Origin of the sequence: Isoptericola sp. NPDC019482 (genome assembly GCF_040632295.1) — a bacterium.
Taxonomy (GTDB): Bacteria; Actinomycetota; Actinomycetes; order Actinomycetales; family Cellulomonadaceae; genus Isoptericola.
On record NZ_JBEYBQ010000006.1, the window covers coordinates 98,926 to 123,510 of the forward strand.

Consider the following 24,585-nt stretch of genomic DNA (forward strand, 5'->3'; position numbering starts at 1 on the left):
CCATGCGGAAGACAGTGCAGGTGAACCAGGGCTCGCAGCCGTCGTTCGGCGGCGTGCGGGTCGGGGTGGTGCGGGCGGCGGCCCGCGACGGCGTGGGCCGGGTGCAGCTCCTGGTCCGCTCCGTCGACGAGGAGCGGAAGGTGATCGCCTCGCAGGGGGAGGCCCTCGAGCTGCCCGGCGGCGGCACGCTGACGATCGGACCCGTCCAGGCGGAGCCGGGGTCCACCCGCGGCACCGTCACGCTGGTGTTCGACGACGGCGAGGGCGACCGATGAGGCGTGCGGTCGTCGCGCCGGCGCTCGCCGCCGTCGCACTCGCGGTGCTGGCCGGGTGCGGCGGGCAGGACCCGGCGTCGCCGTCCGCCGGTCCGGACCCGTCCCCGTCGATGGACGCCGACCAGGCGTGGGCCGCGTACGGCGCCCTGCCGCAGGACCTCGCGGCGGCGCTCGACGCCGCGGTGGGCGACCTCGGCTGGACCGAGCTGCAGGGACCAGCCGTCCGCGAGGGCGAGGGCACCTGTGCCCTCAACCTGTCGCGACAGCGGTCGGAGCAGGTGCTGCTCGACCTGGACGACGCGGACCTGAGCGCGACGCGCGCGGCGCTGGACCCGGTGCTCGCCGAGTACGGGTTCCCGGCCCTGACGGAGCCGACGACGGACGGCGGCGGCCAGACGGTGGTGGAGTCGGAGCACCCGGACGGCGGCGACGTCGTGCTCACCACGCGCAGCGACACGGTGCTCGACGTGGGCGGCGTCCCGCTGGACCCGCAGGGCTGCGAGCCGGGTGAGGTCCCGGCGGGCGGGCCCGGCGCGGGCGCATGAGCGGGTGGGCCGCGAGCCGGCGGGTGGGGAGTGGTCCCCATGGGCAACCGGACGCGGCGTTCGTAGGGTGTGACCTGGATTTCGGTGTCGAGACAGGAGCGGTCATGAGCCGTGGTGACGGTGGGGGGTCGTGCGCATGAGCGGGCGGCTGGGTGCGGATCCGGAGGATCTGCGGCGGTTGGCGTCGGCGTTCGAGCGGGCCGGTGAGGGCCTGGAGGACGACGCGCGTCAGATCGGCACGAAGATCCGCGCGTCGGGCTGGGACGGCCCGGACGCGCGGCGGTACCTGAGCGCGTGGGACTCGCAGCACCGGCCGGTGCTGCTGAGCGTGGGCCGCGAGCTGGCGTCGACGGCGACGACGCTGCGCAGCGAGGCGAAGGCGCAGGAGAAGGCGTCGGGCGAGGGCGGCGGGAGTGGCGGCGGCGGGCGCGCCGGTGACGGTGGCGGCGGCGGTGGCGGCGGTTCCTCCGAGAGCGACGGCGGGAAGGGTGGCGAGGAGCAGAAGGTCAAGGCTCCCGACTCCTTCAACACGAAGCACGCGGACGACAACACCAAGGAGACCCACTGGAAGAAGACCACGAACGGTCTCAGTGGCACGTCCCCGTCCGCCGAGGACCGTGCCGAGGACGGCACGAACCACGACCAGAAGCGGGAGCACTTCAAGGTCGACCAGAACGCCAAGGTCTGGTCCGACAGCAAGCGGGCGTTCGCCGGCGCCGAGGACGGCGTCGGAGGCAAGGACCTCTGGGGCGACAAGGACGGCGCGCACGCGGGAGCCGAGGCGAAGTACCAGGCCGGTGCCGAGGCGCGGGCCGACGCCAGCGCACACGTCGGCAAGGACGGCGTCAAGGTGGCCGGCTCGGCGGACGTCTCCGTCGGGGCCAGCGGCGAGGCACGCGCCAACGCCGGCTTCGGCAACTACGCCAAGGGCGACGTCGGGATCGAGGGCTTCGTCGGTGGTCGCGCCGGCGTCGACGGCAACCTGAGCGTGGGCCCGGACGGCCTGGGCGCGCACCTCGGGGGCGAGGCGTTCGTCGGCGGCGAGGTCAAGGTCGACGGCGGGGTCAACGTGATGGGCGTGGGTGCCCGGGGCGAGCTCTCGGGGTATGCCGGCGCCGGGGTCAAGCTTGACGCCGACCTGAACGTCGGCTGGGACAAGACGACCGTCAGCCTGGACATGGGCGCTGCCCTCGGCCTGGGCCTGGGTGGCAAGGTGTCCTTCGACGTCTCGCCGAAGGACGTCGTGAACAACGTGACCGACCTGGGCGGTGACATCGTGGACGGCGCCGGCGACGCGATCAGCGACGTCGGCAGCGGTCTGAAGAGCGGCTTCGGGCTGTGGGGTTGACGTCCCGCACGGACGACTGAGATTGGATGACGAATGAGCACTCTCGCTTACCCGAGCGAACAGTTCCCCGCGTACCCGGGGGTCTCCCTGGACTGCCCCGACGGGTGGTCGGCGTTGCCGACGCCCCAGGCGCAGCTCGCCATCGTGCGCGATGCCGGTGCCGAGGAGTTCCGGGCGAACGTCGTGGTGGTGATCACGCGCCTGCTGCCTGAGCAGACGCTCGAGACCGTGGCGAAGGAGGCGGCCGCGCGCCTCGAGGCCCTGCCGGGGTACGAGGAGGTGGGCCGGCTGGAGATGGAGATCTCGGGTCACCCGGGCTTCCGCATCGAGGGCGCCTGGACCACGCAGGACACGGGGACGGTCGCCCAGGCGCTGCGCGCGACCGTCGTCGAGCACGGCGGGATGCGCGACCTCGTCCAGATCACGGGAACGTGCTCGGGCGGCCAGGTTCAGGCGCTGTGGGAGACGATCAGGTCCGTCCAGGACAGCGTCCGGATCACCGTGGACGGTGCGGCGGGATGAGCAAGGGCCTCTACCGCACGTTGTTCCTCCTCGGGGCGGCCTGCGCCGTCGTGGGGTTCCCGCTCATCGTCATGGGCAGGGAGGCGCTCGGGCTGACCATCTTCGTCGGCGGCCTGGGCACGGTCGTGGTGATCTTCGGTGCCACGACGATCGTCCAGGGGCTGCGCTCGGCGTTCCGGGGACAGAGCCGGCTGCTGGTCCCGGACGCGCCGGTGGCGACCCCGGACCACCCGAGCCAGGTCGACCAGGTGGTGTCGGCGCTCGAGGCGCTCAACAGCCCCGACCTCCCGTACGAGATCACGGCCGAGCGCGACGCGTCGGGCGCGGTGGTCTCCGCGCGGTGGCGCACCGAGGAGCTCCGCTGGCAGGGACTGTTCACCAAGGGCCAGGAGCGTCTGCTGTGGCGGATGCGTGTCGCCCTCGACCCGGCCCGGGCCCGCTACCGGTTCACCGAGTGGTCCGGCACCGCGAAGCGCGACCTGAGCCTGACGCCGGGCGGCGTCAGCGGCGTCGCGGCCGGGACCTGGCACAAGGGGAAGACCGCGGGCCAGCTGAGCTTCCGGTTCGTGATGGTCCCCGGCGGGGACGTGACGGTCACGACGCCCGAGGGCCCGCGCACCTCCTTCGAGGGCGCCGTGGCGATCCGGCCGCGGGACGTGAAGATCCCGGTCTTCCGCACGTTGCGGAACCACGGGTGGCGCCCACCGCACGACTGGTGGGGCGCGCGATGGTTCGAGGGGTGACCGCTCGGCGTGCCCCTGGCGCCGCCGCGCTGGTCGCGCTCGCTGCCCTCCTGGCGGGGTGCTCGTGGCAGATCGGGGACGTCGAGGAGGTCGCGCAGTACCGGCAGGTCGAGTCCGACGGGGTCGCGCTCGAGGTGCTCGACGGCATGGAGGCCGCGCCGGCGCCGGACGGTTTTGCCGCGTTCTGGCAGACGACCGCCGGGACGTCGACGGTGTCCGTGGGGATCGCCCCGGGGGCGGAGCCCGCGCAGTTCGTCGAGGCCCAGGTCGCGGAGATGGGGCGCGTGATGGACGACGTCGAGTTCGCCGAGCACGGTGACGACGCCGTCCGCTTCGCGGGGACCGGCGTCGACGGCGAGCGCTACACGGGCCTGATCGCGGTCCGCGGTTCCACCGGCGTGCTGGTGTCGGCGGACGAGGACGCGGACAGCGGCGTGCTCCAGCATGTGGTCGACTCGGTGGCCGCCGCGCCCTGACCGCGACGATGGATGCCCGGGCGTATGACACGACCCATGTCACGACCTTGTCAGGACGACCCCGGGCCGACGACGACGAGAGCGCGAGGACTGCGATGAGGACGACGACCAGGACGACGACGATCCGGACCGCCGTGACGGGCGCCGCGCTGGCAGGCCTGCTGGCCGTCGCCGGGTGCAGCAGCGACGGCGGGAGCGACGCCGAGGCCACCGGCGAGATGTCCGCGCCGGCCGCGGAGGACACGTTCGCGAACCTCGAGACGGTGGAGGCCGGCGGTGCGTCGGTCGACGTCCTGGCCGGTATGGAGTCCTACGACCCGCCCGAGGGGTACGCCGGGTTCTGGCAGACCCCGGAGGGCGAGTCGCCGCAGGTGACCGTCGGGCTCGCGCCCGACGCCGACCCGACCACCTTCGTGGACGACCAGCTGGCGTCGATGTCGGGCGTCATGGACGACCTGGAGGTCGTGGACCAGACCGACATGCAGGCGACCTTCACGGGCACCGGGGTCGACGGCGCGACCTACACCGGGATCGCAGCGATCAACGGCACCGTGGGCGTCATGGTCTCGGCGGGCGACGGGCTGGACGAGCAGGTGCTGCAGCAGATCGTGGACTCGGCGGCCTGACGGCCGGCCGGGGGGCGCGAGACGGTCGGGACAGTCTGGTGCGTCGGGCAATCGTGACCGCCATGCGGGACGACCTGTTCGCGCGCTGAGACGGATGTGGCATCCTGGGTAAGGCTGGACCCTGACAGGTGAGGTAACCCTCACCCGATCGCAGGAGAATCCTCCTAGAATCGAACGCCACGCATCCCCGATCCGGAAGGCGTACCCCGCAGTGAGCAGCATCCGACCTCTGCGCGTCGCGATCGTCGGCGCAGGCCCCGCCGGCATCTACGCCGCGGACATCCTGTCGAAGACCGACCTCGACGTGAGCATCGACCTCTTCGAACGCCTGCCCGCGCCGTTCGGCCTCGTGCGCTACGGCGTCGCCCCGGACCACCCGCGCATCAAGCAGATCATCACGGCCCTGCACCGCGTGCTGAGCCGCGGCGACGTCCGCCTGCTGGGCAACGTGGACTACGGCGTCGACCTCAAGCTGGACGACCTGCGCCAGTTCTACGACGCGGTGATCTTCTCCACGGGTGCGATCAAGGACCACGAGCTGCCGATCGACGGCATCGACCTCGACGGCTCGTACGGCGCGGCCGACTTCGTGTCCTGGTACGACGGGCACCCCGACGTGCCGCGCACCTGGCCGCTCGAGGCCAAGGAGGTCGCCGTGCTGGGCGCCGGCAACGTCGCCCTCGACGTCGCGCGCATCCTCGCCAAGCACGCGGACGACCTGCTGCCCACCGAGATCCCGGCCAACGTCTACGACATCCTCAAGTCGTCGCCGGTGACGGACGTGCACGTCTTCGCCCGCCGCGGACCGGCGCAGGTGAAGTTCTCGCCGCTGGAGCTGCGCGAGCTCGGTCACGTGCCGGACGTCGACATCGTCGTCTACCCCGAGGACTACGACTTCGACGAGGGCTCGATGGCCGCCGTCGAGTCGTCCAACCAGACCAAGCAGGTCGTCAAGACGCTCACGGACTGGACCCTGGTCGACCCGTCGACGCAGAAGGCGTCCCGCCGCCTGCACCTGCACTTCCTGCACGCCCCGGCCGAGATCCTCGGCGAGGACGGCAAGGTCGTGGGGCTGCGCACCGAGCGCACCGCGCTGCAGGGCGACGGCACGGTCAAGGGCACGGGCGAGCACCACGACTGGCCGGTCCAGGCCGTCTACCGCGCGGTCGGCTACTTCGGCTCGCCGCTGCCGGAGATCCCCTTCGACGAGCTCAAGGGCGTCATCTCCAACCGCGAGGGTCGCGTCGTCGACCTCGACGGTGAGCACCTGCCCGGCGTGTACGCCACCGGCTGGATCAAGCGCGGGCCGGTCGGCCTCATCGGTCACACCAAGTCCGACGCGTCCGAGACGATCCGCCACCTCGTGGAGGACGTCACAGGCGTGGGCGACGGCGGCGACGTCGCGACCGGCGACCTCGCGGCCGGCCGCACCGCGACGCAGGCGGACCCGCAGGCCGTGCTGGACTTCCTCGCCGACCGCGGCGTGGACGTCGTCGAGTGGGACCACTTCGTGCTGCTCGACGAGCACGAGAAGGCGCTGGGCGAGCCGCACGGTCGCGAGCGGATCAAGGTCGTGCCGCGCGACGAGATGCTCGACATCGCGAAGGGTCGCTCCTGACGGATCGCTCCTGACGGATCGCACCGAGGGCCCGGGCGGGAACCGCCCGGGCCCTCGGTGCGTTCACCCCGTGGATCCTGCCGGCGCACCGGTGCCGGCAGGGGGCACGGAAGGAGACGGCAGGACACATGGGCCACCAGCACTTCAACGGTCTCAAGACGGCGGCGCTCTTCGGCGTCATGTGGGCCGTGGTCCTCGGCCTGTGGGCCCTGTTCTTCCGCGGCAGCGCGGGCATGCTCGTCGTCTTCGTGGGGATCGGCCTCGTCACGACGTTCATCGGCTACTGGAACTCCGACAAGATCGCCATCCGGGCGATGCACGCCTACCCGGTGACGGAGCTCGAGGCGCCGGAGATGTACCGCATCGTGCGGGAGCTCTCCACCGAGGCCCGGCAGCCGATGCCGCGCCTGTTCATCTCGCCCACGCAGGCGCCGAACGCGTTCGCGACCGGCCGCAACCCCAAGAACGCGGCCGTGTGCTGCACCGAGGGCATCCTGCGCCTGCTCGACGAGCGGGAGCTGCGCGGCGTGCTCGGGCACGAGCTGATGCACGTGTACAACCGCGACATCCTCACGTCGTCGGTGGCGTCCGCGATGGCGGGCGTCATCACCTCGCTGGCGCAGTTCCTGCTGATCTTCGGCGGCGGCGACCGCCGCGAGGGCGGCAACCCGCTCGCGGCGCTGGCGATGGCGATCCTCGCGCCGTTCGCGGCGATGCTGATCCAGATGGCGATCTCCCGGACGCGCGAGTACGACGCGGACGAGGACGGCGCCAAGCTCACGGGCGACCCGATGGCCCTCGCCTCGGCGCTGCGCAAGCTGGAGTCCGGCACGGCCAAGGCGCCGCTGCCGCAGACCCGCGAGCTGCAGAACGTCTCCCACCTCATGCTGGCCAACCCGTTCCGCGGCGCCGGCATGGCGAAGATGTTCTCCACGCACCCGCCGATGGCGGACCGCATCGCCCGCCTGGAGAAGATGGCGGGCGGCACGGGCTTCGGCCCGGGGGGAATCACCCGCTACTGACGGGGCGTGGGGCCGCGCTCGGGGAGCGTGGCCGACGCCGGTCTGCCAGGCTGACCTGCGATGACCTCAGCCCCGCCGGGCGGCCGGGACGACGCGGCCGGGCCCGGGCAGCGCGAGCGCCCGCCGTCGTCGCACGCGGACGCCGGTCACGCGCGGCTGCGGCGCTGGCAGTCGGCCACCGAGTGGCCGCTCACCGCGATCTCCCTGGTGTTCCTCGTCGCGTACGCGATCCCGATCGCGCGCCCCGACGTCTCCCCGGACGTACGGGCGGCCTGCTCCTTCGTCCTGGCGGTGACGTGGGCGCTCTTCGTCGTGGACTACGTCGTGCGCGCCCGGCTCGCGCCCCGCCCGTGGCGCTACGTCCGCCGGCACCCGCTCGAGCTGGCGGTGGTCGTGCTGCCCGTGCTGCGCCCGCTGCTGCTGGTGTCCGTGGTGGTGCGCCTCAACCGTGTCAACGCCGTGCGGCTGCGCGGCCGGGTGGTGCGGTTCGCCGCGGCGGGCACCTTCCTCCTCGTGATCGTGGGGGCGCTGACCGTGACCCAGGCGGAGCGCGGCGCGCCGGGCGCCAGCATCGTCAACCTCGGTGACGGGTTCTGGTGGGCGATGGTGACCATCACGACCGTGGGCTACGGCGACCTCACGCCGGTGACGCCGACGGGCCGCGTCATCGCGGTCTGCCTCATGCTCGGCGGCATCGCGCTGCTGGGCGTCGTGACGGCCACGCTGTCGTCGTGGCTCGTCGAACGGGTCACCGACACGTCGTCGCCGGACGACCGCCTGGGCGCCGCCGGCCGGGGACCGGGCGGCCCGGCGGGGGAGGCGCCCGTCGGCATGGTCAGCCAGGCGCAGGTCGCCCTGCTCGTCGCGGAGGTGCAGGAGCTGCGCGCCCAGATCGTCGCCGACCGGCAGCGCGATCAGGGGGAGAGCGGCTCCGCGGGGTAGCCCGCCTCGGGCGCGGCCCCGTCGAGCGCGGCCTCCAGGGCGGCGGCGACGCCGTCGTCGTCGTTGCCGGGCACGACGGCGTCCGCGCACGCGAGCACGTCCGGGTGGGCGTTCGCGACGGCGTGGCCGCGGCCGGCCCAGCGCAGCATCGGCAGGTCGTTGGGCATGTCGCCGAAGGTCCACACGTCGCGGGCGTCCACGCCGAGCCGCCGGCACCAGCGGGCGAGCGCGACGTCCTTCGTCACGCCCGGCGGCAGGAGCTCGGCCAGCCCGGCCGCGCCCGAGTAGTGCAGCTCGGCGCGGCCGCCGACGACGTGCCGCACCTGGTCGAAGAAGGCCTCCTGCGCGTCGTCCCGCACGTCGCCGCGCTGCACGACGCCGAAGCCCTGCGTCGGCGTCCCGGCGCGGACGGCGAGGAGCTTGGCGACCGCGTCGCCACCGCCGCGCAGCGCGTCCTCGACCGGCGCGGCGCGCAGGCCCCGGTCGAGCCCGGGCTCACCGTCGGGGAACCAGGGGTCGAAGGCGGGTCCGCCGACGGTCTCGACGGCGAGCCCGACGCCCGGCACGGCCTCCCGCAGCCCCGCGACGAGGTCGCGCACGACGCCGTCGTCGAACCCGCAGGCATCCAGCGCGCGGCCGGAGCCCAGGTCCCACACCGCGGCGCCGCCCAGGGCGATCACGCGCCCGTGGCCGCCGACCAGGTCGGCCAGGTCGTCCAGCCAGCGGGGCGGGCGGGCGGTGACGAAGACGACCTCGGTGCCCGCCTCCTCCACGGCCCGCAGCGCGCGGCGCGTGCGCTCCGAGACGGAGCCGTCCGAGCGCAGCAGCGTGCCGTCGAGGTCCGTCGCGACGACCCGCGGCAGCCCGCGGCCGGCGCCGCCCGCCCGTGCCGTCACCGGTAGTTGACGAACTGGACCGCGAAGTCGAGGTCCGCGCCCTTGAGGAGCGCGATCACGGCCTGCAGGTCGTCGCGGGACTTGCTCGTCGCGCGCACCTCGTCGCCCGTGATCTGCGTCTTGACGCCCTTGGGGCCCTCCTCGCGGATGAGCTTGGTGACCTTCTTGGCGTTCTCGCCCGCGAGGCCCTCCTTGAGGGAGCCGGCGAGCCGGTAGACCTTGCCGGACGACTGGGGCTCGTTCTCGCCCGTGTCGAGGGCCTTGAGCGAGACCCCGCGCTTCACGAGCTTGGTCTGGAACACGTCGAGGGCGGCGAGCACGCGCTCGGCGGAGTTCGCCTCGAAGACGATGGTGTCCTGACCGCTCCATGCGATGGACGCGCCCACGCCCTTGAAGTCGTACCGCTGGGCGATCTCCTTGGCGGCCTGGTTGAGGGCGTTGTCCACCTCCTGGCGGTCCACCTTGCTGACGATGTCGAACGACGAGTCGGCCATGACGGCTCCTTCGGGTCGGGGGTCAGGGTTCGGTGACCACCGTAGTGCGTGCGCGCGCGGCAAGACGGGCGGCGCGGGCCTGGCGGGTGCCGTCCACGCTGAGGATCACGAGCGCCACCCACACGAGCACGAACCCGGCCCAACGGGTGGGGGGCATGTGCTCGCCGAAGACCAGCAGGCCGAGCAGGAACTGCAGCACGGGGGTGAGGTACTGGAGCATCCCGACCACCGACAGCGGGAGCCGGCGCGCGGCGGCCGAGAACAGCAGCAGGGGCAGGCCGGTGATGACGCCGCACGCGGCGAGCAGGAGCGCGTGGTCCACGCCCTCGGTGGCGAACGTGCCGACCCCCGTGGCACCGAGCACCACGAGGTACGCCAGCGCGAACGGCGTCGCGACCGCCGTCTCGGCGGCGAGCCCCGGCAGCGCGCCGACGTCGCGCCCCACCCGGTTCTTCACGAGGGAGTAGAGCCCGAAGGCGCCCGCGAGGACGAGGGCGATCCACGGCAGGCCGCCCACCCCGGTGGAGATCACGACCACGGCCGCGGCTCCGAATCCGAGCGCCACCCACTGCGCCACGCGCAGGCGCTCGCGCAGCACGAGCACGCCGAGGAGCACCGTGAGGAGCGGGTTGATGAAGTAGCCCAGGGCGGCGTCCAGCACGTGACCGGAGAGCACCGCGTACACGTAGGTGGTCCAGTTCGCGATGATCAGCACGGACGCCACGGCGAGCACGCCCATGACGCGGCCGTTGCGCAGCACGGCGACGAACGACCCGAAGGTGCGCGTCACGAGCAGCAGCACCAGGCAGAACACCAGGCTCCACACCACGCGGTGGGCGATGATCTCGACGGGGCCGGCGGGCTCGAGCAGCGGGAAGAACAGGGGCATCGCGCCCCACAGGACGAACGCCGAGAGGCCGAGCGGGAGCCCCCAGCGGTCGGGGGAGGAGGGGGACGTCACCGCCTCAATGTAGGCGCCGGGAGCTGCCGAACAGGCGGTTGGCACCGTGCTGGGCTGCCCGGACACGCCATCGCGGTGTCAACCGCCTGTTCGGCACGGTGGGCGAGGCGGTGGGGTGACGCGGGCCACCGAGGGCCGATTTCCGCCGGGGCCCTCCGGGGCGTTATGGTTCTACCCGCGAGCTCGTCCGCGAGCCCGCACGGCAGGTTGCCCGAGCGGCCAAAGGGATCTGACTGTAAATCAGACGGCTCAGCCTTCGGGGGTTCGAATCCCTCACCTGCCACCGCGACGGACGGGGCGCCCCCCTCGGGAGGCGCCTCGTCCGACGTCTGGAGAGGGCCGCACGGTCCCGGCGCACGATGTGATCGAGCGGGCATCCCGCGGATTTCATCAGGTGCCGAGACCCGTGTAGAGTCTTCTCCGCTGCCCCGATAGCTCAGTCGGCAGAGCGTCTCCATGGTAAGGAGAAGGTCAAGGGTTCGATTCCCTTTCGGGGCTCTGTGACACGGCGCGGGGCCGTCTTCCGGAAACGGGCGGCGGTCTCGCGTTCAGTCACGCGCGGCGGGGTAGCTCAGCTGGTCAGAGCGCACGACTCATAATCGTGAGGTCGCGGGTTCGAGCCCCGCCCTCGCTACCGACATCATCACGGTTCGACGGCCGGCGTCGGACCGGCCTGTTCCTTGATTCACGTGGCGCCTTCCGGGGGCGCGAGAGGTGACACACCATGGCTGCCAAGAGCGCGGACGTCCGCCCGAAGATCACGCTCGCCTGCGTGGACTGCAAGGAGCGGAACTACATCACGAAGAAGAACCGCCGCAACGACCCCGACCGTCTCGAGCTGGCGAAGTTCTGCCCGCGCTGCGGCAAGCACACGTCGCACCGCGAGACCCGCTGACACAGCTCTCGACGGCTCACCGCACCGACGTGGCGAACCCCGACTTCGCTGGCCGCGAGTATCCGGCCACCGCTCCCTACTCCGTGGGGCGCGAGAAGCTCCGTGAGTTCGCCTCCGCCGTCGGTGCCGCCCACCCCGCGCACCACGACCTCGTGGCGGCGCGGGGTCTCGGCTATCCGGACCTCGTCGCGCCGCCCACGTTCGCCGTCGTCGTCGCGCAGCGGGCCGAGGCGCAGTACGTCCAGGACCCGGCGGCGGGGATCGACTTCTCGCGCGTGGTCCACGCCGACGAGAAGTTCGCGCACCACCGGCCGATCGTCGCGGGCGACGAGCTGGTCACCGTGCTGCACGTGGACTCCGTGACGGAGCGGGCCGGCATCGCGATGGTGACCACGCGCTGCGAGATCTTCGCCACGGGCGACGGGGTCGACGACGGCGCCCGCGAGCCCGTCGCGACCGTCTCCTCCAGCCTCGTGATCCGCGGGGAGGACTCCTGATGGCCCGCCCCGTGCTCGCTGAGCTGTCCGTCGGTGACGTCGTCGCCACCGGCGAGGTCGAGCTCGACCGCGCCCGCCTCGTGCGCTACGCCGGGGCCAGCGGGGACTTCAACCCGATCCACTGGGACGAGACCTTCGCCACCGGCGTCGGGCTGCCCGACGTCATCGCCCACGGGATGCTCACGATGGGCTCCGTCGTCGGCGTCGTCGCCGACTGGGCGGGCGACCCGGGCGCCGTGGTCGCCTACCAGACCCGCTTCACGAAGCCGGTCCCGGTGCCGCGCGACGGCACCGCCGTCGTCGAGGTCTCCGCGGCGGTCGGCGCGATCGACGCCGACGCCGGCACCGTGCGGGTCGACCTCACGGTGACGCACGAGGGCGCCAAGGTGCTCGGCCGCTCGCAGGCGACCGTCCGCCTCTCCTGACCTTCCGGCTGCGCGAGAGCGCGGCCTCGGATCTCGTCGCGCCACGGCGCGACGAGATTTTTTACATCTATCACTTCCCATGAAACGGGATTTCACGGTTCGATGGCCGGGTGCGCCCCGAGCGCACTCCGTCCTCGAGAGGAGCACTCCCCGTGAGATCCGTACGACGACGCACCACCGGCCTGGCAGCCGCCGGCCTCCTCGTCCCCCTGGTCACGATCCCCGCGGGCACCGCGGGGGCGGGACCCTCCGTCGCCCCCATGTCCGACGTGACCTGCGACGCCGTCGTCGCGGCGCCGGACCGGGAGTCGGCCTTCGCCGCCGCGAGCGAGGCGACCGGCGTCCCCGCCGACCTGCTCAAGGCCGTGTCCTACATGGAGTCCCGCTGGGACCAGCACGCCGGCACGCCCAGCGCCGACGGCGGCTACGGCCTGTTCAACCTGCTCGACCACGCGCCCGAGGTGCCCGACGGTGCCGGCAAGGACGCCGACCGACCTGCCGCCGTGAGCGAGCTCGACCGCGCCGCGGCCCTCACCGGGTTGTCCGCCGCACAGCTGCGGTCCGACGCCGGCGCGAACACCTGCGGTGCCGCCGCCCTCCTGGCCTCCTACCGGGAGGCCGCGGGCGAGGGCGTGGGCGACCTCGCGTCGTGGGACGCCGCCGTCGTCCGGCTGGGCGGGTCCCCGTCGTTCGCCGACCGGGTGTTCACGACGCTGCGCCAGGGCGAGAGCCGCACCACCGACGACGGCGGGCGCGTGACCCTCGCGGCCAGGCCCGACGCCGTCCGGCCGGAGACGTCCGCCGCGGCCGTGAGCGACCCGGCGGCCGACTGTCCTCCGGACCTGGGCTGCGAGTGGCTCCCCGCGCCGTACGAGAAGGGCAGCGCCGACCTGCCCGACGACACCGGGAACTACGGCAACCACGACCAGGCCGACCGCACCGGCGAGGGCGGCCCGTCGATCGACTACATCGTCATCCACGACACGGAGACGGCGTACGAGCCGAGCGTCCGGCTGGTCACCGACCCCACGTACCTGGCGTGGAACTACACGCTGCGGTCCTCGGACGGGCACGTGGCGAACCACCTCGAGCCCGCCGACGTCGGGTGGCACGCGGGCAACTGGTACATGAACATGCACTCCATCGGCCTCGAGCACGAGGGCTGGGCCGGTACGTCCGGCTGGTTCACGGAGGCGATGTACCAGTCGTCGGCCGAGCTGGTGCGGTACCTGGCCGACGAGCACGGCGTGCCGCTCGACCGCGCGCACGTCATCGGGCACGACCAGATCCCCGGCATCCTGCCCGGGTACACCAAGAGCGTGCACTGGGACCCGGGCCCGTACTGGGACTGGGAGCACTACTTCGACCTGCTCGGCGCACCGATCGGGGACGGTCTGGGCACGACGACGGACGTCGCGCCCGGCGACGTCGTCGAGGTGGTCGCCGGCTACGACGACAACGTCAACCCGGTGACGGGCTGCGAGCAGGCGTCGCCGGGGTCGGGGGACTGCGTCGCGGGCGCGGGCACGAACTTCGTCGTCGCCTACCAGGAGCCGTCGCTCGACGCGCCGTACGCCCGCGACCCGGGCTGGAAGCCGGGCGGTGCGGACGGCACGACCTACGCCAGCGACATCAGCGCGCGCGTGAACTCGGGCCACAAGCTCGTCGTCGCGCAGGTGCAGGGCGAGTGGCTGGGCGTGTGGTGGGCCGGCTCGCTGGCCTGGATCCACAACCCGGCCGACCGGCCCGTCGTGGTGCCGAGCACGGGGAAGACCGTGACGGTGAGCGGGCAGGAGGCGGCCGCGATCTACGGCCGGGCGTACCCGGAGGGCGCGGCCTACGCGCCCTACCCGGGCATCACGCCGCAGGCGGTCACGCCGATCGAGTACACGATCGGTGCCGACCAGGCGTACGTGGTCTCGGACGACACGGTGACGACCGACTACTACAACGCCAAGTCGTTCGACGGCTCGATCCCCGACGACCGCACGGACGTGCGCGGCGAGGACTCGTACTACCAGCTCTGGTACGCCCACCGGCACGTGTTCACCCGCGCGGCCGACGTCACCCTGCACGACCCGGTGGTGACCGACGTCGAGCGCCCGACCGTCGAGGGCAGGGCGGAGATCGGCAAGGTGCTCACCGTCGACCCGGGGGAGTACCTGCCGGCGGACGACGCCGACGTCGACGTGCGGTGGCTGCGCGACGGCGAGCCCGTGCGCGGCGCCGACGGGACGAGGTACCACCTCACCGGCCGCGACCGCGGCGCGGACATCTCAGTCGAGGTGACCGTCTCCGCGCCGGGCTACACGTCGGCGACGTTCACGTCCGACGCCGTCGGCCCGGTGCGCCCCCACTGAGCCCCGCGAGATAGAGAAGGGAACCCGGCGGGTTCCAGGTTCCCTTCTCTATCTCGCGGGTTCGGGTGCTCGATCTTGTGGGGTCACCAGTTGGGCGTGGCCCCCGGGACGTTCTCGGGCAGCTTCACCTCGTGCGGGTGGATGACGTACGCGATGCCGTCGGTGGACGTCTGCCACACGCGCTCGAAGTTCTCGCGGGTGTAGACGCTGCGCACGTCGGCGTCGGTCGCCTTGTTGGGGTCGTTGATGACCGGGTCGCCCTCGGCGGTGAACCCGACGATGGTGACGAGGTGGCCGTCGGTGCCGTAGCCGGCCTCGGGCATCTCCTCCGCGGCGAAGTTGATCGACACGACCAGCGGGATGCCCGCCGCGACGAACTTCTCCGCCTCCGCCAGGGAGCGCAGCCGGGTGACGAACGACTCCAGCCCGAACCGGTGCGCGTAGGCGGTGTTGAACGGCCAGTTGCCCGAGCCCTCGTACGTGTAGTCCCACGTGTTGATGGCGGCGTAGGCGACCTGCGGGTCGCCGTTCGGCGCCACGACGTCCTCGAGCTCCGACGCCGGCACCTGGTGCTTCGTGCCGTAGGAGTACTGGATCATCGTGGTCGACGTCGGAGAGCACCACACCTGGCCGCCGCCGCCGAACTCGGGGTACTCGCCGATGTGGATCAGCTGCGAGTAGCCGGGCACGTCGAGCTCCACGGCACGACCGAGCGTGAAGTCGCTGGTGCCCGCGTACGCGCCGTCGGGCAGGTACTCGTTGGTCATCGTCGTCACGCCGGACAGCCGTGGTGTCGTCGTCGACCCGGCCGGCCGGTAGAGCGTGACCCGGGTCTGGAACGCCTCGGGCTCGTGTCCGGACTTGGCGACGTACGTGTCGGTGAACAGGTAGGCGTCGGCGTCGTTCTGCCCGTCCACCGAGGTGCGGTGGATGTCGCCCACCGACCCGTCCGTCGGCGCGAAGTCGTCGCCGGACGCCCAGCGCCCCATGACGAACCACTTGGTCCACGCGCCGTCGGCCGTGCGCCCGCGGAACTCGATCTCGACCCACGTGCCGGTCGGGGTGGTGGCGTTCCACGACGTGATGGACTCGTCCACGGCGTAGCCGGTCTCCACGACCGGTGACGTCCACGTCCCCGTCTCGTACGCGACGGCGGTGCCGTCGCCGAACGGGTCGGTGTACTCGGTGGTCGGCCCGCCCGCGGAGCGCACGCCGAGGGTGCCGTGCGCCCCGGGGCGCAGGTTCTCCCACTCGCCCTGCCGCAGGTCGTCGATGCCCTGCCAGTGCGTCGTGGTGATCTTGTTGCCGGTCGGCTCCGGGTCGTCCGCGGCGCCGGCCGTGCCCGCCGTGGGCGCGATCACCGCCCACGCCGCCAGTGCTGCCGTCGTCGCTCGCATCCAGCTCCTTCGTGCCATGCCTCGCGCCATGCCGCTCATGGATCCTCCCGCAGGCGGGGGCGGTGGACGGTCCCCACCGCCCTGATGGCGAAGACTTTCCCAGATCCTGTGGTCGGTGTCACGAGTTTGCGCACGATCGGGTCGGCGTGACGCCATGTGTGATCTGCGTCGCTCCGGTTGGCAGAGGCCCGGGCGGCCTCTAGGTTAGGCGAGGCTCGCCTTACCCCAATCTCCGAAGGAGTCTCGTGACGATGCCTTCCGCCCTGCTCGGGGCCGCGACAGCGGTCGACTACGCCGGCGCGCTGCACGACGTCGTGGACGACGTGGCCGCCCGCGTCGAGGCCGCCCGCCAGCCGTTCTGCGGCGCCGGCCGCCGCGAGCTGCAGGCGCTCGTCGACGCCGTCGACCTCGACGGCCCGCCGGTCGGCACGCCCGACGCGCTGCGCGAGACCGCCGACCTGTACGCCTCGCACGCCGTGTGGTTCCACCACCCCGCGTACGCGGCGCACCTCAACTGCCCGGTGGCGCTCCCGGCCGTCGGCGCGGAGGCGATGCTGGCGGCGATCAACACGTCGGTCGACACCTACGACCAGTCGACGGTCGCGACCCTCATGGAGCAGCGGCTGATCGAGTGGACGGCCGGGCGCATCGGGTTCCCGGCCGGCAGCGACGGCGTCTTCACCTCCGGCGGCACGCAGTCCAACCTGCAGGCGCTGCACCTGGCGCGCGAGGCCGCGCTCACCGGGCCGGACGGCGCCCGGCTCGGCGGTGCGGCGCGGCGGGAGCGCCTCGGGCGGTTGCGCGTGCTCGCCACGACCGCCGGGCACTTCAGCGTGGCGCGCTCGGCCCTGCTGCTCGGGCTCGACGACGACGCCGTGATCGCTGTCGGCACGGACGCCGACGGCCGCCTCGACCCGGGCGCGCTGGCCCGGGCGCTGGTCGACGTGGAGCGGGCGGGTGACGTCGTCATGGCCGTCGTCGTCACCGCGGGCACCACCGACCGCGGCTGCGTCGACCCCGTCGCCCCGGTCGCGGACCTGTGCGACGCCGTCGGCGCCTGGCTGCACGTCGACGCCGCGTACGGCGGCGGGCTGCTGGTCTCGCCGCGCCGCCGGCACCTGCTCGACGGCGTCGAGCGCGCGCGCAGCATCACGGTCGACTTCCACAAGACGTTCTTCCAGCCGGTCTCCTCCAGCGCCCTCGTGGTCCGCGACGCCGCCGACCTCGCGCGCGCGGCGTGGCACGCGGACTACCTCAACCCCGCCGAGGAGTCGGGGGAGCCGAACCCCGACCTCAACCTCGTCGACCGGTCGCTGCAGACCACGCGCCGGTTCGACGCCCTCAAGCTGTGGGCCACCCTGCGCGCCGTCGGCGCGGACGGCATCGGCGCGATGGTCGACGCCGTCTGCGACCTCGCGGACGCCGTGCACGCCGACCTCGCCGGCGACCCGGAACTGCGGCTCCTCGCCCCGACGGACCTGTCCACCGTGCTGTTCCGCTACCAGCCCGACGGCGTCGACGACGCGCAGGCGGACTCTCTCGTGCCGCGGGTGCGGCGCGTGCTGTTCGACTCCGGCCGCGCGCTCGTCGCGAAGACCGTGGTCGACGGGCGCCCGTGCCTCAAGCTCACGCTCCTCAACCCGGACACGACGCTCGACGACGTCCGCGGCGTGCTCGATCTCGTCCGCGCCACCGCGCACGGGCTGCTCGCCGGCCAGGAGCTGCTCGCCGACGACGCGCCGCCGTGCCGCGGCGTGCACCCCCGGCTGCCTGCCCGATCCGCACTGCAGGAGGTCGCCCGATGAGTACCGGTGCGGACCGCACGTACGACGTCCTCGGCGTGGGCATCGGCCCGTTCAACCTGGGCCTCGCCGCGCTCGCCGACCCCCTCGACGACGTCGACGCCGTGTTCCTCGACCGCCGCGACGGGTTCTCCTGGCACCCGGGCATGATGCTCGAGGGCGCCACGATCCAGGTGCCGTTCCTCGCCGACCTGGTGACGATGGCCGACCCGACGTCGCCGTACTCGTTCCTCGCGTTCCTCAAGGACGTCGGCCGGCTGTACCCGTTCTACATCCGCGAGTCGTTCTACCCGCTGCGTGCCGAGTACGACGAGTACTGCCGCTGGGCGGCCGACCGGCTCACCACCCTGCGCTGGGGGCGCGACGTCGTGGCGGTGGACCGGGACGAGGAGTCCGGGGACCTGGTGGTGACCGCCCGTCTCGCCGACGGGACGTCGGAGACGTACCGCGCGCGCCACGTCGTGCTCGGGGTCGGGACGACGCCGCAGCTGCCCGGGCCGCTCGCGGCGCTCGCGGCGGAGGTCGCCCGGCGCCCGGGCGCCGGGCCGGTCGTGCACAGCGCCGACTACCTGCCGCACCGCGACGCGCTCGCCGCGACCGGCGCCGTCACCGTCGTCGGGTCGGGGCAGTCGGCCGCCGAGGTGTACCGCGACCTGCTCGGCGACGCGTCGTCCGACGCGCACCGCGTGGACTGGGTGACGCGCTCGCCGCGGTTCTTCCCGATGGAGTACACGAAGCTCACGCTCGAGATGACGTCGCCGGAGTACACCGACCACTACCGGGCGCTGCCCACCGAGCTGCGCGAGATCCTCGGCCGTGAGCAGCGCGCGCTGTACAAGGGCATCAGCGGCGACCTGGTCGACGACATCTACGACACCCTGTACCGCAAGTCCGCCCTCGGCCGGGAGGTGCCGACCACGCTCCTGTCGGACACGGAGGTGGTCGCCGCACGCGTCGACCCCGCGACGGGGGAGCACGTGCTGACCCTGCGGCACGGCCAGCTCGGGCAGGTGGCGGAGCATCGCACGCGCGCCGTCGTCGCCGCCACCGGGTACGGGTCGGGCGTGCCGGACTTCGTCGCGCCCGGTCTGGTCGACCTCGACGAGCTCGGCCGCGTGGACGTGGCCCGCGACTACACCGCGGGCGCGGGCGGGCGCCTGCACGTGGGCGGCACCGAGGCGCACACCCACGGTGTGACCGCCCCCGACCTGGGTTTCGCCGCCTGGCGGAACTCGGTGATCCTGGCGCAGGTCACGGGGCGGGAACCGTACGCGATCGAGCGACGCATCGCGTTCCAGACGTTCGGGCTGCCCGGTGGCCGGGCGGACGACGAGCCCGGCGCCGCGACCGGCGCCCCGCAGGCCGAGGAGGTCGCGCGATGACGACGCTCACCACACCCACGACAGCGGCGATCCGGACGACGCGGGTCGCGACGGACGCCGTCACGCTCGAGCCGATCGACCCGGCGCGCGACGCCGCCACCGTCCACGCCTGGCTGGCGCACCCCGCGTCCGAGTTCTGGCAGATGGGCCACCTCGACGTCGCTGCCGTGCGTGACTACCTGGCCGACGTCGCCGACCACCCGCACCAGGACGGCTGGCTCGGGCGCGTGGACGGCGTGCCCGCGTTCTACGCCGAGACGTACGACCCGGCCCGCGTGCTGCTCGTCGGCGTGCACGACGCCGCACCCGGCGACGTCGGCATGCACCTGCTCGTGGCGCCCCCGCCCCACGACCTGGCCGTCCGCGCGCCGGGCCTCACCGACGCGGTGATGGCCGCCGTCGTGCGCTTCTGCCTGACGGCGGAGGGCCGGGGAGGGGCGCGCGTCGTCGTCGAGCCGGACGTGCGCAACCGCGCGATCGCCGCGAAGAACGCGGCGGCCGGGTTCCGCGTGCTGCGGGAGGTCGACCTCGACGAGGGGGGCGGGCACACCAAGCGCGCCGCGCTGAGCGTGTGCACGCGGGCGGACTTCGCGGACTCCCCGCTCGGCGCCCTCGCCGGCCTTGGCGAGGACGGCGGCGCGCGACTCGCGCCGCACCTGCGCCCCGACCTCGCCGAGCACGCCCACCGGCACCTGGCCGCCAAGGCGCTCGCGGAGCTCGCGCACGAGCGTCTCTTCCGCCCCGAGCCCGACCCCGCTCACAACGACCCGGCGGGCGACGCGGGGCGGTACGTGCTGGCGCTCGACGGCGTGACGTACCGGTTCGCGGCGCGCACGTCCGCGCTGGAGCACTGGGTGGTGGACCCGGCGTCGATCACGCGCACGACGTCGGCCGGCGACGAGCTGCCCGTGGACGCGCTGGAGCTGGTGGCGGAGCTGCAACCGCTGCTGCAGATCCCGGACGACCTCGTGGCGACCTACCTCGAGGAGCTCTCCTCGACGCTCGCGGCCGCGTGCGCCAAGCGCGAGCGGGAGCTGGACGGCACGTCGCCGCAGGTCCCGGCGCTGGCCGCGCTCCTCGCCCCCGGGGACGCCGACATCGACGAGGCCGACGACGACCGTCGTCGAGCCGACGCGTTCCAGGCCGCCGAGGCGGCGATGACCGAGGGGCACCCCGGCTTCCTCGCGAACAACGGCCGCATCGGGTTCTCCCTCGACGACTACCGGTCGTACGCCCCCGAGCGCGGCGAGCGGCTGCGCTTGATGTGGCTGGCCGCGCGACGCGAGCACACCCACCTCGCCGTCGGCACCGGCCTCACCGAGCCGGGCCTGTACGGGGCCGAGCTGTCCGGCGCGGAGCGCGCCGCGTTCGCCGACCGGCTGGCCGCGCGAGGGCTGGACCCCGCCGAGTACCTCTACCTGCCCGTGCACCCGTGGCAGTGGCAGCACCGCGTGCCGATCACGTTCGCCGCCGACGTCGCGCGCGGCGACCTCGTGCCCCTCGGCCCGGGCGCCGACGAGTACCAGCCGCAGCAGTCGATCCGGACGGTGTTCAACCGCACGCGGCCGGAGCGGCACTACGTCAAGGTCGCGCTCGCGATCCAGAACATGGGCTTCCTGCGCGGCCTGTCCCCGGCCTACATGCGCGCGACGCCGACCATCAACGACTGGGTGGCGGGCGTCGTCGAGGGTGACCCCACGCTGCGCGACGCCGGGTTCGGCGTCCTGCGCGAGCGCGCGTCCATCGGATACACCGGCGACGTCTACCACCGCACCGCCCACCCCAGCGCGCACCGCAAGATGCTCGCGGCGCTCTGGCGCGAGTCGCCCGTGCCCCGCGCGGCGCCGGGGGAGCGGCTGGCCACCATGGCGAGCCTGCTGCACCGCGACGCGTCGGGCCGCGCCCTCGCCACCGCCCTCGTGCGGGAGTCGGGGATCGCGCCCGAGGCGTGGCTGCGCGCCTACCTCGACGCCTACCTGTACCCGCTGGTGCACTGCCTGCGCGCGCACGACCTGGCGTTCATGCCGCACGGCGAGAACCTCGTGCTGGTCCTGCGCGACGGCGTGGTGCGGCGGGTGTTCATGAAGGACATCGGGGAGGAGATCGCCGTCCTCGGCGAGCGTGCCCTGCCCTCCGGCGTCGAGCGGGTCCAGTCGGTCGTCGACGACGACGAGAAGGCGCTCGCGATCTTCACCGACGTGTTCGACGGCGTGCTGCGCCACCTCGCGGGAATCCTCGCGGTGGACGGCGTGCTCGCCGAGGACCGGTTCTGGGGCGTGGTGGCCGACGTCGTGGACCGGCACGGTGTCGAGCATCCCGAGCTCGCCCCGCGGGGCGGGCGGGGCGTCGACCTGCGCGTGCCGCGCTTCGCGCACTCGTGCCTCAACCGGCTGCAGCTGCGCAACACGCTGCAGATGGTCGACCTCACCGACCAGTCCGCCTCGCTGCTGTACGCAGGGACGATGGCCAACCCCGTCGCCCGCCCGGACGCCCCGTGACCCGACCCTTCGAGCTCTTCCGCGACGACCTCGGCGTGCCGCACGTCCGGGCGGGGTCGGAGGCGGACCTGGCCTACGGGCAGGGCTACGTCACCGCCCTCGACCGGGGCTGGCAGCTCGAGGTGGACCGGTGGCACGGCGAGGGCCGGCTCGCCGCGCGGGTCGGTCCGGCCGGGCTCGAGTGGGACCGGTTCGCCGTCGGCGTCCGCCTCGCCGACACGACGCGCCGGGTCTGGGAGGCCCTCGCGGGGCCCGAGCGCGCCTGGCTCGCCGCGTACGCCGACGGCGTGCGGGACGGGCTCGACGCGGGCGGTCGGGACACCCCCGAGCGGGCCGAGCTGGCGCGTGCCTTCGGCGGCGCCCCGCTGCCCGACGACGAGCCCTGGCGGCCGTGGACGCCGGTCGGCACGTTCCTGGTGCACCACGTCCTGTTCAGCGGCTTCCCGCACCTGCTGTGGCGCGAGCACGTGGCGCGCACGCTCGGTCCGACCCTGGGCGACGCTGCCGTCGGGTGGTGGGGCGCGCGCGACGGCGGGGCGGGCGGGCCGTCGTCGGGCTCGAACGCGTGGGCGCTGCACGGGTCGAGGACGGCGTCCGGCGCGCCGCTGCTCGCCGGCGACCCGCACCGGCTGCTCGAGCTCCCCGGCGTGTACCAGCAGGTCCGGCTCGCGCGCCCGGGGCGCGACGTCCTCGGGCTCGCGTTCCCGGGCGTGCCCGGCGTGCTGCACTTCGGGCACGCCGAGACGCCGGTGGGCGCGGTCGCGTGGGGCGTCACCAACGCGATGGCGCACCACGCCGCGCTGTACGCGGAAGGGGTCGACGCCGCGGCGGCGGGGGCGCGCGTGGTCGCGCAGGGCTCGGAGGCCGTGCCCGTGCGCGGGGGCGACACCGTCGTCGTGCGCTGGGCCGAGACGCCCCGCGGCCCGCTGGTCACCGACCGGCACAGCCTGCGCTGGCCCGTGCGCGTCACCGCGGACGCCGGGGTGGCCGCCTGGCGCGCTCTCCAGCAGGCACGGACGGCGCGCGACGTCGCCGCCGCGTTCGCCGGCTGGGTCGACCCCGTGGACCGGGTGCTCACCGCCGACTCGACCGGCGAGGTGCTGCGCCTCACCGCCGGCCTCGTGCCCGACGTGCCGCCGTCGGGCCGCGTCGTCCCGGCGACCCGCCGCGACGAGCCGGGGTGGCGCCGGCTGCCCACGCCCGCCGTGGTGACCGACGTCGCCGTCGACGCAAACCACCGACCGGCGTTGCCGGAGCACGACCTCGGCCACGCCTACGCCCCGCACCGTGCCGACCGCGTGTGCGCGCTGCTCGCCGACCGGCCGACCGACGGCGAGTCCGCCGAGACCCAGGACCGCGTGCTCGCCGACACGCGCGACGGCGGCGCGGCGGAGCTGGTCGCCTGGCTGGGGCCGGCTCCGGTCGCGGAGGCCGCCGTGACCGCCGCCGCGTGGGGCGAGCCCGTCGCGACCCCGGGAACCGCCGACCGGCTGCGCGCCTGGGCCGCGGCGGGCGCGCCCATGGACGCCGACTCCGCGGACGCGGCGCTCTTCGCCCGCTGGCGCCACGGGCTGACGCGCCGCGTCGCCGCCGACCCGGCCCTCGAACCCCTGCATGAGGCGCACGGCCTGCCGGCCGTCTTCGCGCCGTGGCTCGACGTCGTCGCGCGCGTGGGCGACGCGCTCGCGGCGATCCTCGCGTCGGGCGTCGTCGACGGGCGGAGGCTGGCGGCCGAGGCGCTCGCCGACCTCGACGCCGACCTCGACAGCGACCTCGACACCGACCGTGCCGGCGCGCGCGAGACGTGGGGCGACCTGCACCGTCTTGCCCCGCTGCACGCGCTGGAACTGGTACCGGGCGCGACGGCACCCGCGGTGCCGGCGGCGCACGCCCGGCCGCTGGGCGGGTCGGGCGACGCGGTCCGCTGCACGGCGGGCGTGCACGGCGGGACGCACGCCGTCCTGCACGGGTCGGTCGCCCGCTGGGTGTGGGACCTGGGCGACCGGCGCCGCAGCCGCTGGGGCGTGCCGTTCGGTACCTCCGGTGATCCGCGCTCGCCGCACTTCGCCGACCAGCACCCGGCGTGGGCCGACGCCCGCACCGTCCCGATCGAGACCGACTGGGCGCGGCTGCGCCCCGAGTCCCTGCCGACCCGACGACCCCCGGAGGACCGATGACGACCGAGCCCCTGTCCGAGCCCCTGTCCGACTCCCTGCTCGAGCCCGCGACGTCCGACCGACTGCTGTCCGGAGCGCGCGGCGCGGAGGTGTGGCGCGCCGACGTCCCGGGCGCGGGCACGGTCACGGCGCACATGCTGGACCCGGTCGCCGACCTCGACGTGCTGCACGAGTGGGTCAACCGCCCGCACGCCGGGTTCTGGGGCCTGGCGGGCCTGAGCCGCGAGGACCTGAGCGACACGTACGCGTTCGTCGACTCCCTGCCCACGCACCACGCCTACCTGGTGCGCTGGGACGGCGAGCCCGTCGTCCTCGTGCAGCTGTACCACCCGGAGGACGACCCGGTCTCGACGGCCTACGACGCGCTCCCCGGCGACCTGGGGATGCACTTCTTCAAGGGCGGCGACGGCCCCGCCGCCCGCTACGGCGTCGCGCCCTGGGCCGTGATCGGCCCCGCCGTGCTCGCCTTCGCGTTCGCCCGCCCGGGCACGCGGCGGCTGGTCGGCGAGCCGGACGCCCGCAACCGGTCCGCGGTCGCCCGCATGGCGGCGTTCGGCTTCGAGGCCGCCGGCACCGTGCACTTCGAGTCCCCGCAGGGGCCGAAGGAGGCGGTGCTGGCGTTCTGCCCGCGCGAGCGCGCGGAGGAGCTCGTCGCGGCGGCGCTCGGTACCGAGGGCTGAGGCG

General features: G+C 73.9%; 23 protein-coding genes and 3 tRNA genes. 22 read left to right on the plus strand and 4 right to left on the minus strand.

What is annotated here, in order from left to right; translation table 11 throughout:
- Positions 1-2: 2 nt before the first annotated feature.
- The 10 genes from ABZ493_RS06795 to ABZ493_RS06840 all read left to right on the plus strand — a co-directional run bounded on the left by ABZ493_RS06795 (position 3) and on the right by ABZ493_RS06840 (position 8,117).
- Entirely contained in the window at positions 3-275 is a 273-nt protein-coding gene (locus ABZ493_RS06795; protein WP_430581415.1) for a hypothetical protein, read from the plus strand.
- Entirely contained in the window at positions 272-820 is a 549-nt protein-coding gene (locus tag ABZ493_RS06800; protein ID WP_430581416.1) for a hypothetical protein, read from the plus strand. The genes ABZ493_RS06795 and ABZ493_RS06800 overlap by 4 nt, the downstream gene beginning before the upstream one ends.
- A gap of 136 nt (positions 821-956) precedes the next feature.
- Positions 957-2,168, plus strand: coding sequence for a hypothetical protein (locus tag ABZ493_RS06805; RefSeq protein ID WP_430581417.1), 1,212 nt, complete (start codon positions 957-959; stop codon positions 2,166-2,168).
- Positions 2,169-2,201: 33 nt separating this feature from the next.
- Complete coding sequence (locus ABZ493_RS06810; protein ID WP_430581418.1) at positions 2,202-2,690, plus strand: LpqN/LpqT family lipoprotein; 489 nt, start codon at positions 2,202-2,204, stop codon at positions 2,688-2,690.
- Positions 2,687-3,433 carry a hypothetical protein gene (locus tag ABZ493_RS06815; protein WP_430581419.1) on the plus strand — a complete coding sequence of 249 codons (747 nt, stop codon included), beginning with the start codon at positions 2,687-2,689 and terminating at the stop codon, positions 3,431-3,433. Before ABZ493_RS06810 ends, ABZ493_RS06815 begins: the two co-directional genes overlap by 4 nt.
- Positions 3,430-3,909 (plus strand): hypothetical protein, encoded by a 480-nt coding sequence (locus ABZ493_RS06820; protein WP_430581420.1) that lies wholly within the window; start codon positions 3,430-3,432, stop codon positions 3,907-3,909. Before ABZ493_RS06815 ends, ABZ493_RS06820 begins: the two co-directional genes overlap by 4 nt.
- A 95-nt stretch (positions 3,910-4,004) precedes the next feature.
- A complete protein-coding gene (locus tag ABZ493_RS06825; RefSeq protein ID WP_430581421.1) occupies positions 4,005-4,535 on the plus strand; it encodes a hypothetical protein in 531 nt (176 codons plus the stop codon).
- Positions 4,536-4,746: 211 nt separating this feature from the next.
- Positions 4,747-6,153 carry an FAD-dependent oxidoreductase gene (locus tag ABZ493_RS06830; protein ID WP_430581422.1) on the plus strand — a complete coding sequence of 469 codons (1,407 nt, stop codon included), beginning with the start codon at positions 4,747-4,749 and terminating at the stop codon, positions 6,151-6,153.
- Positions 6,154-6,281: 128 nt separating this feature from the next.
- Entirely contained in the window at positions 6,282-7,175 is an 894-nt protein-coding gene (gene htpX / locus ABZ493_RS06835) for a zinc metalloprotease HtpX (protein ID WP_430581423.1), read from the plus strand.
- A 60-nt stretch (positions 7,176-7,235) separates the two neighbouring features.
- Positions 7,236-8,117, plus strand: coding sequence for a potassium channel family protein (locus tag ABZ493_RS06840; RefSeq protein WP_430581424.1), 882 nt, complete (start codon positions 7,236-7,238; stop codon positions 8,115-8,117).
- Here the strand turns inward: ABZ493_RS06840 and ABZ493_RS06845 are convergent.
- The 3 genes from ABZ493_RS06845 to rarD are packed head-to-tail and all read right to left on the minus strand — an operon-like array spanning position 8,090 to position 10,468.
- Positions 8,090-9,013: an HAD family hydrolase gene (locus ABZ493_RS06845; protein WP_430581425.1), complete on the minus strand. Its 924-nt coding sequence runs from the start codon at positions 9,011-9,013 to the stop codon at positions 8,090-8,092. The two genes, ABZ493_RS06840 and ABZ493_RS06845, sit on opposite strands and share 28 nt — an antisense overlap.
- A complete protein-coding gene (locus tag ABZ493_RS06850; protein ID WP_429764848.1) occupies positions 9,010-9,507 on the minus strand; it encodes a YajQ family cyclic di-GMP-binding protein in 498 nt (165 codons plus the stop codon). The genes ABZ493_RS06845 and ABZ493_RS06850 overlap by 4 nt, the downstream gene beginning before the upstream one ends.
- A 22-nt stretch (positions 9,508-9,529) precedes the next feature.
- Positions 9,530-10,468, minus strand: coding sequence for an EamA family transporter RarD (rarD, locus tag ABZ493_RS06855; RefSeq protein WP_430581426.1), 939 nt, complete (start codon positions 10,466-10,468; stop codon positions 9,530-9,532).
- A gap of 201 nt (positions 10,469-10,669) precedes the next feature.
- On the opposite strand from rarD, the gene ABZ493_RS06860 reads away from it, so the two are divergent.
- From ABZ493_RS06860 to ABZ493_RS06890, 7 genes are all read left to right on the plus strand, one after another.
- Positions 10,670-10,751, plus strand: a tRNA-Tyr gene (locus ABZ493_RS06860).
- Between the two features lie 142 nt (positions 10,752-10,893).
- Positions 10,894-10,966: transfer RNA gene (locus tag ABZ493_RS06865), tRNA-Thr, on the plus strand.
- A 62-nt stretch (positions 10,967-11,028) separates the two neighbouring features.
- Positions 11,029-11,102, plus strand: a tRNA-Met gene (locus ABZ493_RS06870).
- A gap of 90 nt (positions 11,103-11,192) precedes the next feature.
- Positions 11,193-11,363, plus strand: a complete 171-nt coding sequence (rpmG, locus tag ABZ493_RS06875) for a 50S ribosomal protein L33 (RefSeq protein WP_079572326.1) — start codon at positions 11,193-11,195, stop codon at positions 11,361-11,363.
- A gap of 29 nt (positions 11,364-11,392) precedes the next feature.
- The gene (locus tag ABZ493_RS06880) at positions 11,393-11,860 is read left to right on the plus strand and encodes a MaoC family dehydratase N-terminal domain-containing protein (RefSeq protein WP_430581427.1); all 468 of its coding nucleotides are present in this window, start codon (positions 11,393-11,395) and stop codon (positions 11,858-11,860) included.
- Positions 11,860-12,285, plus strand: coding sequence for a MaoC family dehydratase (locus tag ABZ493_RS06885; RefSeq protein WP_430581428.1), 426 nt, complete (start codon positions 11,860-11,862; stop codon positions 12,283-12,285). The genes ABZ493_RS06880 and ABZ493_RS06885 overlap by 1 nt, the downstream gene beginning before the upstream one ends.
- Before the next feature lie 152 nt (positions 12,286-12,437).
- The gene (locus ABZ493_RS06890) at positions 12,438-14,645 is read left to right on the plus strand and encodes a peptidoglycan recognition family protein (RefSeq protein WP_430581429.1); all 2,208 of its coding nucleotides are present in this window, start codon (positions 12,438-12,440) and stop codon (positions 14,643-14,645) included.
- 83 nt (positions 14,646-14,728) lie between these two features.
- Here the strand turns inward: ABZ493_RS06890 and ABZ493_RS06895 are convergent, their stop codons facing one another.
- Positions 14,729-16,042: a C39 family peptidase gene (locus ABZ493_RS06895; RefSeq protein ID WP_430581430.1), complete on the minus strand. Its 1,314-nt coding sequence runs from the start codon at positions 16,040-16,042 to the stop codon at positions 14,729-14,731.
- Between the two features lie 251 nt (positions 16,043-16,293).
- Between ABZ493_RS06895 and ABZ493_RS06900 the strand changes: the two genes are divergently transcribed.
- The 5 genes from ABZ493_RS06900 to ABZ493_RS06920 are packed head-to-tail and all read left to right on the plus strand — an operon-like array spanning position 16,294 to position 24,581.
- A complete protein-coding gene (locus ABZ493_RS06900; protein WP_430581469.1) occupies positions 16,294-17,847 on the plus strand; it encodes a pyridoxal-dependent decarboxylase in 1,554 nt (517 codons plus the stop codon).
- The gene (locus tag ABZ493_RS06905; RefSeq protein ID WP_430581431.1) at positions 17,844-19,226 is read left to right on the plus strand and encodes a SidA/IucD/PvdA family monooxygenase; all 1,383 of its coding nucleotides are present in this window, start codon (positions 17,844-17,846) and stop codon (positions 19,224-19,226) included. The genes ABZ493_RS06900 and ABZ493_RS06905 overlap by 4 nt, the downstream gene beginning before the upstream one ends.
- Positions 19,223-21,724 carry a GNAT family N-acetyltransferase gene (locus ABZ493_RS06910; RefSeq protein ID WP_430581432.1) on the plus strand — a complete coding sequence of 834 codons (2,502 nt, stop codon included), beginning with the start codon at positions 19,223-19,225 and terminating at the stop codon, positions 21,722-21,724. The genes ABZ493_RS06905 and ABZ493_RS06910 overlap by 4 nt, the downstream gene beginning before the upstream one ends.
- Complete coding sequence (locus tag ABZ493_RS06915; RefSeq protein ID WP_430581433.1) at positions 21,721-23,901, plus strand: penicillin acylase family protein; 2,181 nt, start codon at positions 21,721-21,723, stop codon at positions 23,899-23,901. The genes ABZ493_RS06910 and ABZ493_RS06915 overlap by 4 nt, the downstream gene beginning before the upstream one ends.
- Positions 23,898-24,581: a GNAT family N-acetyltransferase gene (locus ABZ493_RS06920; RefSeq protein ID WP_430581434.1), complete on the plus strand. Its 684-nt coding sequence runs from the start codon at positions 23,898-23,900 to the stop codon at positions 24,579-24,581. Before ABZ493_RS06915 ends, ABZ493_RS06920 begins: the two co-directional genes overlap by 4 nt.
- The last annotated feature ends 4 nt before the right edge of the window (positions 24,582-24,585 follow it).